The following is a 539-nucleotide window of genomic DNA, read 5'->3' as shown; positions in this document are numbered from 1 at the left end:
CAGGACGCGGGCAGGCTGGCGCGCGCGCTGCAGCCCGTCGCGCGCGTGCACCGCGTGCTGCCGGCCATGACCACCGCGCCGGCCAAGACCAAGAAGAAGCAGAAGAAGCAGAAGAAGCAGAAGGAGCAGAAGGTGAAGCAGCTGACCAAGAAGCAGGCCAAGCGCGCCGCGAAGGAGAAGACCGCGGCGGTGGCAGCTGCTGCAGAGGAGGCGGCGGCCATGGTGACGGCGGCGGGTGGCAGCGCGGAGGCGGCGGCGGCGGCGGCGGCGGAGGCGGAGGCCGCCGCCGCTGCTGCCTTTGACGCAGCCGCACCGGGGGAGGGCGGCGGCGCCCCCACCCTCTCGCGCGACACGTTCATCGTGGAGTTTGAGGCGATGCCGCTGCCCCCGCCGCACGAGCTGCCCGAGCCGCAGGCGGCGGCAGCGCCGGACGTGGTGCCGCCCGTGCACTGCGCGGAGCTGTCCGTGGCCATGCTGTGCGCCATGCGCCACACCTTCCGCCGCAGCGTGATGGTGCTGCCCAACCCCGACCCCGCCCC

The 539-nt window shown here is 74.4% G+C and carries 1 protein-coding gene; it reads left to right on the top strand.

From position 1 onward, the window contains the following. Window positions 1-539, top strand: a 539-nt coding sequence (locus tag ACK4SE_RS14310; protein WP_409694066.1) for a hypothetical protein, incomplete at both ends; no start/stop codon positions are given.

The sequence above is a fragment of the Brevundimonas sp. genome (genome assembly GCF_046293315.1).
GTDB lineage: Bacteria > Pseudomonadota > Alphaproteobacteria > Caulobacterales > Caulobacteraceae > Brevundimonas.
Note: the sequence above shows the minus strand (reverse complement) of the source record. Positions and strands in the feature narration are given on the sequence as shown.